Source organism: Ruegeria sp. H9 (genome assembly GCF_056532915.1).
On the sequence record NZ_JBQFNX010000001.1, the window covers coordinates 1,266,659 to 1,279,603 of the forward strand.

Annotated in this window: 10 protein-coding genes; 9 read left to right on the top strand and 1 reads right to left on the bottom strand. The window is 56.2% G+C overall.

The annotated features are described in order from the left end of the window. Positions 1 to 99 precede the first annotated feature (99 nt). Genes ACR0CZ_RS06055 through ACR0CZ_RS06070 form a run of 4 tightly spaced genes read left to right on the top strand, consistent with a single transcriptional unit; the run spans position 100 to position 5,651 of the window. Positions 100 to 1,248 (top strand): efflux RND transporter periplasmic adaptor subunit, encoded by a 1,149-nt coding sequence (locus ACR0CZ_RS06055; RefSeq protein WP_170465124.1) that lies wholly within the window; start codon positions 100 to 102, stop codon positions 1,246 to 1,248. A 3-nt stretch (positions 1,249 to 1,251) separates the two neighbouring features. After that, positions 1,252 to 4,380, top strand: a complete 3,129-nt coding sequence (locus ACR0CZ_RS06060) for an efflux RND transporter permease subunit (protein ID WP_170392528.1) — start codon at positions 1,252 to 1,254, stop codon at positions 4,378 to 4,380. Next, entirely contained in the window at positions 4,377 to 4,796 is a 420-nt protein-coding gene (locus ACR0CZ_RS06065) for a DUF2141 domain-containing protein (RefSeq protein ID WP_170392527.1), read from the top strand. The genes ACR0CZ_RS06060 and ACR0CZ_RS06065 overlap by 4 nt, the downstream gene beginning before the upstream one ends. Positions 4,797 to 4,802: 6 nt before the next feature. Beyond that, positions 4,803 to 5,651, top strand: a complete 849-nt coding sequence (locus tag ACR0CZ_RS06070; RefSeq protein ID WP_170392526.1) for an ABC transporter six-transmembrane domain-containing protein — start codon at positions 4,803 to 4,805, stop codon at positions 5,649 to 5,651. A 127-nt stretch (positions 5,652 to 5,778) separates the two neighbouring features. On the opposite strand, the gene ACR0CZ_RS06075 is transcribed toward ACR0CZ_RS06070, so the two are convergent. Next, a complete protein-coding gene (locus tag ACR0CZ_RS06075; RefSeq protein ID WP_170392525.1) occupies positions 5,779 to 7,056 on the bottom strand; it encodes a tetratricopeptide repeat protein in 1,278 nt (425 codons plus the stop codon). Positions 7,057 to 7,297: 241 nt separating this feature from the next. Between ACR0CZ_RS06075 and ACR0CZ_RS06080 the strand changes: the two genes are divergently transcribed. From ACR0CZ_RS06080 to ACR0CZ_RS06100, 5 genes are all read left to right on the top strand, one after another. Next, positions 7,298 to 7,642: an adenylate/guanylate cyclase domain-containing protein gene (locus tag ACR0CZ_RS06080; protein ID WP_170392524.1), complete on the top strand. Its 345-nt coding sequence runs from the start codon at positions 7,298 to 7,300 to the stop codon at positions 7,640 to 7,642. A 285-nt stretch (positions 7,643 to 7,927) separates the two neighbouring features. After that, positions 7,928 to 9,043 (top strand): MHYT domain-containing protein, encoded by a 1,116-nt coding sequence (locus tag ACR0CZ_RS06085; protein ID WP_170392523.1) that lies wholly within the window; start codon positions 7,928 to 7,930, stop codon positions 9,041 to 9,043. Positions 9,044 to 9,154: 111 nt separating this feature from the next. Next, positions 9,155 to 10,009, top strand: coding sequence for an FAD binding domain-containing protein (locus ACR0CZ_RS06090; protein WP_170392522.1), 855 nt, complete (start codon positions 9,155 to 9,157; stop codon positions 10,007 to 10,009). 12 nt (positions 10,010 to 10,021) lie between these two features. After that, positions 10,022 to 10,516: a (2Fe-2S)-binding protein gene (locus tag ACR0CZ_RS06095; RefSeq protein WP_170392521.1), complete on the top strand. Its 495-nt coding sequence runs from the start codon at positions 10,022 to 10,024 to the stop codon at positions 10,514 to 10,516. Continuing rightward, positions 10,513 to 12,942, top strand: coding sequence for an aerobic carbon-monoxide dehydrogenase large subunit (locus ACR0CZ_RS06100; RefSeq protein WP_170392520.1), 2,430 nt, complete (start codon positions 10,513 to 10,515; stop codon positions 12,940 to 12,942). Before ACR0CZ_RS06095 ends, ACR0CZ_RS06100 begins: the two co-directional genes overlap by 4 nt. Positions 12,943 to 12,945: the final 3 nt, after the last annotated feature.

Sequence of the window (12,945 nt, forward strand, 5' to 3'; positions counted from 1 at the left end):
TTTCAACTTAATATTGAACGAACGATCGTTCATAGTATATGACACTCTATCGAATGCCACAAGGTGCAATGGATTCGGCGGCACAGGAAAGACTGGTCTATGACAGAAAAAACTTTGGAAACTCGGCAAAGACCGACCCGGCGATGGCTTTGGATTGGACTATCGTTGGCACTGTTTGTAGCGATCGTCGTCCTCCTGTTTGATACAGAAGATACAATTGATGTTCAGGCAACAACGACCTCACCTCCGCCACCGACCGTCTCCGTCGTCACAGTAGTTTCGGCAACCGTACAAGCGCGGGTTTCGGCGTTTGCCGAAGTTCGGCCTCGGTGGGATGCCAAGCTGCGATCTGCTGTGTCCGGGCGCATCATTGCGGTACACAACGCCGCTTTGGCAGGGACTAAGGTGGAACGGGGTGCCCCTTTGTTTTCAATCGAAAATGCACCTTATCAAAGCGCCGTTGCAGCCGCTGAGATGGAGCTTGAGCAAGCGGAACTGGCGTTATTGCGCGCGCAGAACAAAGTGACAGTCGCGCAACGACAGTTTGATCGGGATGAAACAGAACCGCCAAACGAACTGGCTGTGAATCTACCGCAATTGCGCATTGCCGAGAAAACCGTTGCAGCTGCACAGGCACGGCTGAATGCGGCGCGAAATGAACTGAAGGACGCGGAGGTTGTCGCCCCTTTTTCGGGATTTGTAACCCATCGCTTTGCCAGCCTGGGCCAGACGGTCAACCCAGGCGATGCCCTGATACACCTTTCGGACGACCAGCAATTCGAACTGGTCGCCGAGTTTAGTCAGGCGGACTGGGCGTTGTTGGATCATCCGATCTCTGGTGCCACTGCTGATCTGACACAGCGCTCGGGCGGAGCGTTGGGGCGGGCTCAAGTCCGGCGTGGAGGAGGGTTTCTGGATCAAGACACACGGCAGGTGCGGGTCTTTCTGGATGTCACAAAGCCCGATGAACGCATACTCGCCGGAGACTTCCTGCAGGTTCACATTCCCGGACGCCGGATCTCGGACACATTAACCCTACCCGAAAGCGTCCTGACCCGTGCGGGATACATTTGGATTGTAGACGATAAGGACCAATTGCAGAGGCTTAGCCCGAACATCCTGTTCCGCAGCGAAAGTACAGTGACGGTATCGGCTCCCGAAGGGACCGGCCCGTGGCGCGTGGCCAAAACACCTTTGGCCTCGTTTCTACCGGGTCAGCGGGTGACGCCGCAATCAGATGGGGGCTGAGCCATGCACGCTCTGACTTACTGGTTTATTCGAAATCCGGTCGCTGCCAATTTGATGATGGCGCTGATCCTATTTCTTGGGGTGCAAACGCTGCTGAACATTCGGATCGAAGGCTTCCCCCGCATTCCGCCGGAAAGTGTTACAATCGCGATCGAGTTTCCGGACGCCACAGCCGAACAGGTTGATGAATTGGTGACCCAGAAAGTTGAGCAGGCCCTCGAAGGTTTGGAGGGCGTGCGTAGTGTGACCTCACAATCCCAAAATGACCTAAGTGTCGTGACTGTCCGCCGCGCAGGTGGCCAGAAACTACAAGCCGTCCTGGATCGTGTCCGTATTCGGATCGACAGTTTGACTGATCTGCCTGATACTGCGCGCCGACCCGTGATCGAAGCCTCGGGTTTCGATTTCCCGGCGCTGTATCTGAACTTGTTCGGAGAAACAGACCCCGCCACATTACAGAGCTTGGCGCAACGCCTGAAAGAAGAGTTGCTGGCGCAACCGGAATTGTCGCGGTTGCAAATCTGGGGCCTGATACCGCGTGAATTACGCATCGAAATCGACCCGGCGTTGCTGCGCCACTATGGGTTGACGGTTTCGGATGTGACCCGCGCCATCGAAGGGAATTCGCTGGCCTTTCAGGCAGGTCGTCTGAGGACCGATGGTGGCACGATTTATCTGCGGGCCGATGACAGGGCGAAATACGTGCCGGAATACGCAGCTCTGCCGATCATCGAACGTGACGACGGGTCCTATGTGCCTTTGGGCGATATTGCCAAAATCGAAGACGGGTTTCAGGACGGCGAGTACCTGTTTCGCCTGAACAGCAAACCAACCGTAGGGATGGAGGTTCTGGTCGGGCAGAGGGAAAACCTGCTGGAGATCAGTGATGTCGTGCGCAGCACGGTTGACGAGTTCAGCCGACAGCTGCCGTCGCAGGTTCAGGTCGAGATCTGGGGTGATAGCGCTGGCTACATCTCGGACCGCCTGGCGCTGTTGCGCTCAAACGGGGTGCAGGGTTTGATCCTTGTGACCCTGATGCTGTCGATTTTCCTGAACGTGCGTTTGGCCTTCTGGGTTGCCATGGGCATTCCCGTTTCGGTCATGGGGGCGCTTGCTGTCTCGGGCTCGAAATGGGTGGACTATTCGCTGAACGATGTCACGACTTTTGGTCTGATCATTGCCTTGGGAATTCTGGTCGATGATGCCGTTGTAGTCGGCGAAAGCGTTTTTGAAGAACGTCGCAAGGGGAAGGACCCGATTAGGGACACGGAACGCGGCGTGCATCGCGTGGCCGTAGCGACCGTCTTTGGCGTGCTGACCACAATCGCAGCCTTTTTCCCGATGCTGTTGATCGACAATCCGCTGGGCAAGGTACTTGCCGGGTTCGCGGGCATCGTGATCCTGACGCTGATCTTTTCGCTTATCGAAAGCAAATTCATCCTGCCCGCCCATCTGGCGCAGGTTTCGATGCGGCAAGAGCGTCGATACCTGCTGACCCGCTTGTGGGGGCGGGTACAGGATTCTGCGCAGGGCGGGTTGTACTGGGTGCGGGATCGCATCTACCAGCCTTTGCTCGTCGCGGCGGTGCGTCAGCGCTATGCCGTGCTGATCTTGTTCATTGCCGCCGCAACGCTGGGGCTTGGCCTGATGTACAAGGGCAAGGTCAGGACGGTGTTCTTTCCCGAGGTGCCCGGTCAGGTCATCACGATGAACCTGGAAATGGATGCCCGCGCCCCCTTTGCACTGACCCGCACGAACGTGAATCGGATCGAAGCCGTGTTGAACGAGCTGAACGTCGAGCTTGCAGAAGAGGCGAGCATGTCTGCTCCACCCGTTCAGACAGTATTCACCATCATCAACAGCGCTGGAAATGCGCAAGTATTCGCTGAAATGATCCCGGTAGCTGAGCGTCCGAATGTCCCGATCCTTTCCGTGGTCCGCGAATGGCGCGACCGGGTCGGTGCGGTCGAGGGCGCCACCGAGTTGGAGTTCACCGGATCGGAAACGCTTGCCGGAGGGTTCCGAATCCGGTTGGCGTCAAAAGACGAAGACCTTCTGCAGCAATCCAGCGCCGAAATGAAAGGTTTCTTGTCGAACATCGAGGGCGTGGCAAATGTAAGGGATGGGTTGGTGGGCGGCCAACCTGAACTGAAACTCCGCCTGCGCCCGGACGCGCGGCACCTTGGTTTTAACGCCGAGGCTCTGGCCAGACAGATTGGCTATGGGTTCGGCGGGGCCGAGGTGACCAAGGTCAGACGCGATGGGTCCGAAGTCCGCGTAGTCGTGCAGAACGCGCGTGAAAACCGCGATACGTTGGCGGATCTGGTGCAGACCCGGTTGCGCAGCGCATCCGGCGCCTGGGTGCCGCTTGAGACCGTCGCCGAAATCGAGGGCACCTATGCCTCTGGCACTATCGATCGCCGTGACGGCAAGCGCATGAACATCGTAGCCGCGTCCATCGACCGCGACCTTGTTGCTCCCGAAGAGGTGGGGCAGGCGGTGTTCGAGCAGCTGGTCCCGAAACTCCGTGCCAAATATCCCAGCGTAACCGTCCTGCCGGCCGGTGAACTGGAAGAAATGGCCGATATAAGCGATGGCCTGAAGCGCGCGCTGTTGCTGGCAGCCGTTCTGATCTATGTGCTGATGGCCGTGCCGTTGAAAAGCTATTGGCAGCCTTTCGTCATTCTGGCGATCGTGCCATTCGGCTTTATCGCAGCCGCCGTCGGGCACCTGATCATGGGTGTCTCGCTGTCGCTGTTTTCGTTCTTCGGCATGCTTGCTCTGACCGGTGTGATTGTGAACGACAGTCTAGTCATGATCACCCGCTACAATCAGGCGCGAGAGGAAGGTCAGCCCGTGAATCTGGCGCTGAGAAGCGCAGGCATTGGACGTTTCAAGGCGATCTTTCTGACCACCGCAACTACAGTGATTGGTCTGCTGCCTTTGCTGACCGAAACCTCTGAGCAAGCGCAGTATCTGATCCCTGCGGCAATCTCTTTAGCTTTTGGAGAACTCTTCGGCACAGCCCTCATGCTGCTGCTGGTGCCGGTACTGATCGCCATCACCGAGGATGTCATTGCCATTCTCAAGTCACCCCTTCCGCAGCCTCCTGAAGAAAGGACAAAGCCATGATACGGAACCTTCTAGCCCCTGCATTCGCCGTGATAACGCTTGCGACACCGGCCTCCGCCGAGGGTCTGAATGTGACTGTGGACAGCATCCGCAACGCCAAGGGCAACATCGTGATCCTTGTATTCGATAACGCGCGCGCCTTTGACAGTTTGGATGTCTGGAGCGCCATTGACTACGCCCAGATTCCGTCACGTAAAGGCAGCGTCAGCCATGAGTTTTCTGACCTGAACGCGGGCCCATACGCTGTGCTGTTGTTTCATGACGAAAACAAGGACGATGACCTGAACATGACTGAGACAAAACTGTTGGAGGGGCTGGGTTCAACAGGTGCCTCAGACCCTCAGGACGAGCCGGATTTCAAGGCTGCCTCGGTTTGGCCGGGCGATGTGCGTGTTCGCATTCACTATGATCAGTAGTGCGCCATGCTGACAGATCGACAACTGACAATCGGCACGCTTCTGAGTGTGTTCCGCTGGCGCGTAGGGCTTACGTGGTTCCTGATCCTGGCTGAAACTGCCATGACGGTTCTGATTCCGCTGTTCGTCGGCTTCGCCATAGATGGATTGCTGAGCGAAGATTTTGAGCCCTTTGTGCAGTTAGGTGCGCTCATGGTTGCCCTCACTATGATCAGCGTGATCCGGCGGATTTACGATACACGTGTCTACGGTATGATCCGTGTCGAATTGGGCAAGGCGCTTGCCGCGCGGTTTTCAAATCTTCCAATTTCGTCGCTGAACGCCCGGATCGGCATGGGGCGCGAACTGGCCGACTTTCTTGAGGAGATCCTGCCCTCGGCAATCGCGGGGGTGGTGCAGTTCGTCGTATCAGCAATTTTGCTGTTTTACTTCTCGCCAGTTCTGGCCCTGTCTGCCTGTGGAGTTCTTGTCGGAATGATATCTGTGTACGCTCTGTTTCATTCGACGTTTTGGCAATGGAACCGTGCGCTGAATGAGCAAATGGAGCATCAGATCAGTGTTCTGGAACAACGACGTGACCGTCCGGTTTTCGTCCACCTGAGTAAACTGCGCCGGTTCGAAGTAAAGCTCTCGGATACCGAAGCCGTTCTGTATGGCGTAATCTTCATTCTGTTAATAGGTCTGCTCCTATTCAACCTGTGGTTCGCGACCCAAAACCTGGATGCGACACCGGGCATGATATTTTCGATTATCAGCTATTCGTGGGAGTTTGCGGAAGCCGCACTTGCTTTGCCCGTCACCTTACAATCCTGGTCTCGCCTGTCAGAAATTACGACCAGGTTGCAGAGCGATTGATCAGGCTTGCATACCATAAATGGCGTGATTCGGGATTTGTAATCAGGAAGTAACCAGTCCATTCCGGTCGTGCGTAGCCTAGCTAAAGGAGGGGTAAGAAGAGCTGATAAACTAGAGCTTTGTGAATTCAGACAAAGCCTGCAACGGGCGCATTATGACTGAAGATCGGGCGTCGCGCTGTAATCGTTCGATGAGCTTCTTGAATATGGCCGGATTTCAATAGCAGATTCAGGTAAGTCAGCTCCAAAAGGTCACGCTGTGCGCGGCTGCCACCCAGACGAGCGTGATCTGCCATGACCGGTGTCAGCTGTTGCAGCGCATCCGTCCAATCTTGTCGCGCAATCGCGCCCCACGCACGGGCCACCGGGCGAACAAGATCTGACGCAAAACCCAAGCTTGTTTCGGTCAGAACCGCAAGGCGTTCTCCTTCCCCTGCCATTGCATGAGCCAGTGCGCCATGTATGTCTGCAAAACTCATGCCTGGGTTTGGAAAAAACCGTGATGCGTATTCACTCAGGTCGCGCCAAAGTTTGGGCGCAACTGTTAGACCCGCAATCTCAGTGCGGTGCAAAAGTGCAGCAGCATCGGTTAGAACATTTATCGGCAACGAATAGGACGCTGCGGGTGCGATAGCTCCCTCGTAAATCGTCCATAGCTCAGCCTCATCCCCTTGCTCCAAGGCCCACAGAGCGCGATGCCAACTTAAGTGGCCGTGCAATACCGAGCGCACATCATAATCCGCGATCCAGTCGGCAAGGTATGCGCGACCGGCCTCTCCATAACCTTGCTCGTAGAGTGTGTGCGCTTTGAAGTGTGACGCGTTTGCATTGGTGTTGTTCAAAGCGAGCGAGCCGTCCATCATGGACATGGCCTCATCAAGCCGCCCAACTTCGCACAGCGCCTGACCGTGTACGCTCATAACCCACCAGTCTTCGCCCAAGGCATCAAATAATTTGGTCGTGTAGGCAAGTTGCGTGCTTTCCCGACCAGGCTCACCCGATGTTCCAATCAAACCGAAAATGTTGGTACAGATCTGCGCGACAAGGACATCGCGGGGGTGATGAGCAGCGTGCTTCAGAACTGCGCTTCGTGCCTGTAAGACACGTCCCTGAAGCAAGAGATCGAATACCGCAAGATGACCCTCCTCGCGCTCAGTCAACCCAGATGCGCAGGCGCGGGCCGACGCCATTGCCTCTTGAGCGCCAGACATATCGTTTTCATACATTCGAGCTCGAGCAAGCCCAACGTGACCGAGGGCGAAGCCGGGATCGGCCGTGATGGCGGCGGAAAAAGCTTCGCTTGCACCAAACGTTGCTGCAAGGATGTGATCAAGCCCCGCGACATAGGCGTCCCGCGCCTCTGGCAGGCTGGTCGTCAGCGTCAGTCCATATCGGTCAACCAGCATCTCCATACTCCCACTTTCGTCAGCATACTCAAACGTGCGTGCTCGCAACTGCCCAACGCTAGCATAAAAAGCGAAACCATAAGCACTATTGTGGATAATCGATTGCTATAAGGATCGAACCATCGGTTAACGGGCTGGCCTTCTGGCCTTCACTACTGATTGAAAAGATATTGATTGAACCAAGCGTGCCTCATAGCCTTTCTTTGCCAATAGGGTTGTCCTAAGGAGGCACAGTGATGAGGTGCACATTGCCTACCAAGTATATGGCGATGGCTTTCTCGCTACGTTTGACGGACCCGGCCAGGCGATCCATCGTGGCAAGGCGATTGGCGATGCCATTTCCAAGCTGAATCTGGAAGTTCGCATAGGGGTTCACACAGGCGAGGTCGAAGTTTCTTTGCATTATGTGCGCGGAGTTTCCGTTAACACTGCAGCGCGTATCTCTGAATTGGGCGGAGGCGGCGACATCGTCGTTTCCAGAACAGTAAAAGATCTGGTGGCTGGGTCCGGTCTGGACTTCGAAAATCTTGTAACAAAAGAACTGAAGGGCTTATCCGAAGACTGGCAAGTTTATAAAGCGGTCTAAAGGCATCTCTAGCCATTCCACCCAGCAGCTTTCGGAAGTCACAAATTAAACATCAAATGATGACGGCGGGAGGGGTCGAGCAGATCTTCATTAGCCTTAAATTGTGGTTTTCACCCAATCAATATGAACGGCGGATTTGGCCTCAAAGCCGCCGAATAGCAGCGTGCTAGCCACCTCGGAACGAATGCTTCGGAGCTGGGCATCGCCCAATGTGTAACCGCTCTTTGAACGTCCGACATCGTTGATCCATTTGCCAAACGCATACTTTTTAGCCAATTTGCGACAATGGAGTTTCTCGACGTCAGCCACAACAGTTTCCTCGTCGCCATGTCCTGCATTGTTGCCTTCGTGGCAGGGTTTACAGGATTGTCGATGACGCGAGATCTTTCGACGAAGCCGGTCTTTGAAAAGAAGGCCTCGGTGGCTCTTGCAGCTGTTTCGCTTGGCGGTGGAATCTGGGCCATGCACTTCGTGGCCATGCTCGGGCTTCAGATGCCGATCCTGTTCTATTACGACGCTGCAATCACACTTGTGTCTGCGCTTGTCGCGATCCTGCTCGTCGGAGCTGCGCTTATTCTGTTGCATTTCACCGAACGCAACCGCGCCACGATTGCGATGGCAGGAGGCGTTGTTGGGTTGGGCATCTTGGCGATGCACTATATTGGAATGGCTGGCCTGGAGCTTTGCCGGGCAGTGTATACGCCCAGTGGCGTCATCTTGTCCTCGATTGCTGCAATAGTGCTTTGTATGCTGGCTTTCGCGATTGCCTACGGGCAGCGAACAAACAGAAACATTTTGCTGGGCACTTTGTGTTTTGCAGCGGCGGTTTGCACCGTTCATTTTCTTGCTCTGGCGAGCACCCGTTTCGTCGCGGTGCCAAGTGGGGTTGAGTTTGGCCCGTTGATGAGCAATGAGACGCTGGCCATTGGCGTAATCCTGTTCAGTTTCATCATATTTGGTGCTTGCTTGTGGGTCAGCGTGACCTACCTGCCAGGACCTTCGAGGAAAGACCCGGAGCCAACAGAAGCGACCGTGGATGTAAAACCATTGCTGCAAATTCCTTGCGAACGGGATGGTGGAAAGGTCTTCATCTCTGCCGAAGATGTTCTGTTTTTGCGCGCGGATGGGCACTACACCCAAGTTTACACCGAAACGGATCGGTTGTTTTGTGTCTGGCCAGTGACCGAGGCCGCCAAGCGATTGGTGCCCACCGGATTTCTCCAGACCCACCGCAGCTACCTTGTCAATCCTCAGCGCGTGGCGCGGTTTGAGCGTACCAAAGATAAGGGTCGATGCCTGTTCGACGGGGATGGTTTGCCACCCGCGCCGGTCAGTCGATCCAAACTCAAGACGGTTCAGGATGCGCTTGCATCGCAGGTGGGCGCAATTCGTGCGACCTAGGGCGCATTTCGTGCAAAATACCTGTTTTTTGTTGATTTCCTGAAGCGTCGCCATCCAAGCGCATGCAGTGATCCTTTCAGCCAGAACATTTGCTTGAAGGGAGGAGAGCCGATGATTCCAGCGGCATTCGAATACTACAGACCCAAGGACATGGCCGGTGTGCTGTCGATCCTGGAAGAGCATGGCGATGATGCCCGCGTCATGGCCGGTGGGCACAGCCTGATTCCGATGATGAAGCTGCGGATGGCGGATGTGCCGCATCTGATCGATCTTCAGGATGTTGGCGGCATGTCTGATATCGAGATCGGAGGTGACAGTATCCGCATCGGTGCGATGGTCACCCAGCACGCGATTATTGATCACGACGCACTGGCTGAGGCCGCTCCGATTCTGCGCGAAGCTGCCCTTCAGATCGCAGACCCGCAAGTCCGATACATGGGGACAGTTGGTGGCAACGTGGCCAATGGCGACCCCGGCAATGACATGCCCGGCCTGATGCAGTGCCTGAATGCGCGCTTCACTGTCGAGGGTCCTGACGGGGAACGCGACATCGCTGCCCGCGAGTTTTACGAAGCCGCCTACATGACTGCTCGGGAAGACGAAGAAGTGTTGACGGCAGTCACCATCCCAACGCCTCAAGGCGGTTACGCCTATGAAAAACAAAAGCGCAAGATTGGCGATTATGCGACCGCTGCCGCTGCAGTCCAGATCGTGAAAGAAGGTGGCACCTGTGCCTCCGCCTCGATTGCAATGACCAATCTGAGCGACACACCGGTCTTTTCCGAGGCGGCTGGGGCCGCTCTGGTTGGCACCGGCGTCGATGCAAATGCCATTAAGACCGCTGTGGCCGCCATGCTCGGTGATATTGACCCCACCGAGGACAACCGCGGCCCCGTCGCTTTCAAAAAACACGTGGCAGGTATCATTCTGACCCGCGCCATTGAGCGCGCCTGGTCGCGTGCGTGAGGAGATCGTCCGATGTCAAAGAAACAACACTACAAGATCACGGTGAACGGCAAGGAAGAGGAATTCCTTGCCGAGCCACGCGAACTTCTCATCTACACGCTGCGCGAGCGGCTCAATATCACCGGCCCGCATATTGGTTGCGAGACTTCCCATTGTGGCGCTTGCACCGTCACCATTGATGGCAAATCAGTCAAGTCCTGCACCATGTTCGTGGCGCAGGCCGATGGCAAGGATATCACAACCATCGAAGGCATCGGTGGGCCTGACGCGCTGCACCCGCTGCAAGAGGCGTTTAAGGAACATCACGGGCTGCAATGCGGCTACTGCACACCGGGCATGATCACACGTGCGGCAAAGTTGCTCGAAGAGAACCCGAACCCGTCCGAGGAAGAGATCCGTTTTGGCATGGCAGGTAATATCTGCCGCTGTACCGGGTATCAGAACATCGTGAAGTCCATCAAAGCCGCAGCGGCCGAGATGAATGCAGCCAAGGAGGCGGCCCAATGAATGACATGACACCAGATCGTGAGGAACGCACCGCGAACCTCAAGGGCATGGGCTGTTCGCGTAAAAGGGTCGAAGATGCCCGCTTTACTCAAGGCAAGGGCAACTACGTCGATGACGTGAAGCTTGACGGGATGCTCTTTGGAGATTTCGTCCGCTCTCCCTACGCTCACGCACGGATCACCAACATCGATACGGCGGCAGCGCTTGAAGTGCCCGGCGTTCTCGCTGTGCTGACCGCCAAGGACCTTGAACCGCTCGGCCTCCATTGGATGCCGACGCTGGCCGGCGACAAGCAAATGGTTCTGGCCGATGGCAAGGTTCTGTTTCAAGGCCAGGAAGTGGCGTTTGTGGTGGCCGAAGACCGCTATGCGGCGGCAGATGGAATCGAGGCCGTCGAAGTCGAATACGAAGAGCTTGAGGTTCTGGTCGATCCGTTCAAGGCGATGGAATCACAGATAGTTCTGCGTGAAGACACCGTGGGCGAGGATGGCAAACCAATCGATGGAGCACATGGTCCTCGAAAGCACCACAACCATATCTTCACGTGGGAAGCGGGCGACAAGGATCCAACATTCGAGACAATCGACAATGCCGAGGTCGTTGCCGAAGAGACCATGTATTACCACCGTACGCACCCATGCCCACTGGAAACCTGCGGCTGCGTCGCCTCAATGGACAAGGTCAATGGCAAGCTGACTCTTTGGGGCACGTTCCAGGCGCCCCATGCTATCCGCACTGTGGTCAGCCTGATTTCCGGGATCGAGGAACACAATATCCGTGTGATCTCTCCCGATATTGGCGGCGGGTTTGGAAATAAGGTTGGGGCCTATCCGGGCTATGTGTGTTCGGTCGTCGCCTCCATCGTCACCGGCAAGCCGGTCAAGTGGATCGAAGACCGGATGGACAATCTGATGACCACCGCCTTTGCCCGCGACTATTGGATGAAGGGCCGCATTTCTGCCACCAAGGACGGCAAGATCACCGGGTTGCATTGCCATGTGACAGCGGACCATGGTGGATTTGACGCCTGCGCCGACCCAACCAAATTCCCGGCGGGTTTCATGAATATCTGCACCGGATCTTACGACATCCCGACTGCATTCCTTGAGGTTGATGGCGTCTACACCAACAAAGCGCCGGGCGGGGTCAGCTATCGTTGTTCCTTCCGCGTGACAGAGGCGGTTTATTTCATCGAACGGATGATCGAGGTGCTGGCGATCGAGTTGAACATGGACGCGGCAGATTTGCGCCGGATCAACTTCATCAAGAAAGAGCAATTCCCCTATCAGGCTGCGCTTGGCTGGGAATATGACTCTGGCGATTATCACACTGCATGGGACAAAGCGCTCAGCACCGTCGACTACGAGGGATTGCGCAAGGAACAGGCCGAGCGTGTAGAGGCGTTCAAACGGGGCGAAACGCGCAAGCTCATGGGAATCGGTCTCAGTTTCTTCACTGAGATCGTGGGTGCAGGCCCAGTGAAGAATTGCGATATCCTGGGTCTCGGCATGTTCGATAGCTGCGAAATTCGCATCCATCCCACGGGCTCTGCAATTGCACGGCTTGGAACGATTTCGCAGGGGCAAGGCCACGCGACGACATTCGCACAGATACTGGCCTCCGAGATCGGATTACCTGCCGATAGCATCACCATCGAAGAGGGCGACACCGATACCGCGCCCTATGGTCTGGGCACCTACGGCTCGCGCTCGACCCCGGTTGCCGGGGCGGCTACGGCCATGGCTGGCCGCAAGATCCGCGCCAAGGCGCAAATGATCGCGGCCTATCTGTTGGAAGTGCATGACGATGACGTCGAGTTCGACGTCGACCGTTTCGTGGTCAAAGGAGCGCCCGAGCGGTTCAAGACCATGAAAGAAATCGCATTCGCCGCCTACAATCAGGCCATCCCAGGGATTGAGCCAGGGCTTGAAGCGGTCAGCTACTATGACCCACCAAACATGACTTATCCGTTCGGTGCCTATGTTTGCGTGATGGATATTGATGTGGATACAGGCGTGCCAGACATCCGCCGCTTCTACGCTCTGGACGATTGCGGTACCCGGATCAACCCGATGATCATCGAAGGACAGGTTCATGGCGGCCTGACCGAAGCACTCGCCGTCGCTTTGGGCCAGGAAATCGCCTATGACGATCAGGGCAACGTGAAGACGGGCACGCTGATGGATTTCTTCCTGCCGACCGCATGGGAGGTTCCGAACTACGAGACCGACTACACCGTCACGCCGTCGCCACATCATCCCATCGGTGCGAAGGGCGTGGGCGAAAGTCCGCATGTGGGCGGGGTGCCATGCTTCTCCAACGCGGTGCAGGATGCGTTCCGGGCCTTTGGTCTGCGGCATACCAACATGCCACATGATCACTGGCGGATCTGGAAGACCGCCAATGAGCTTGGCCTGCACGGCTAAAGG

Coding starts and splice junctions, on each gene's coding strand:
- ACR0CZ_RS06095 (WP_170392521.1), top strand. CDS start 10,022: ATGTCAAAGAAACAACACTACAAGATCACGGTGAACGGCAAGGAAGAG.
- ACR0CZ_RS06085 (WP_170392523.1), top strand. CDS start 7,928: ATGGAGTTTCTCGACGTCAGCCACAACAGTTTCCTCGTCGCCATGTCC.
- ACR0CZ_RS06100 (WP_170392520.1), top strand. CDS start 10,513: ATGAATGACATGACACCAGATCGTGAGGAACGCACCGCGAACCTCAAG.
- ACR0CZ_RS06060 (WP_170392528.1), top strand. CDS start 1,252: ATGCACGCTCTGACTTACTGGTTTATTCGAAATCCGGTCGCTGCCAAT.
- ACR0CZ_RS06070 (WP_170392526.1), top strand. CDS start 4,803: ATGCTGACAGATCGACAACTGACAATCGGCACGCTTCTGAGTGTGTTC.
- ACR0CZ_RS06075 (WP_170392525.1), bottom strand. CDS start 7,056: ATGCTGGTTGACCGATATGGACTGACGCTGACGACCAGCCTGCCAGAG.
- ACR0CZ_RS06090 (WP_170392522.1), top strand. CDS start 9,155: ATGATTCCAGCGGCATTCGAATACTACAGACCCAAGGACATGGCCGGT.
- ACR0CZ_RS06055 (WP_170465124.1), top strand. CDS start 100: ATGACAGAAAAAACTTTGGAAACTCGGCAAAGACCGACCCGGCGATGG.
- ACR0CZ_RS06065 (WP_170392527.1), top strand. CDS start 4,377: ATGATACGGAACCTTCTAGCCCCTGCATTCGCCGTGATAACGCTTGCG.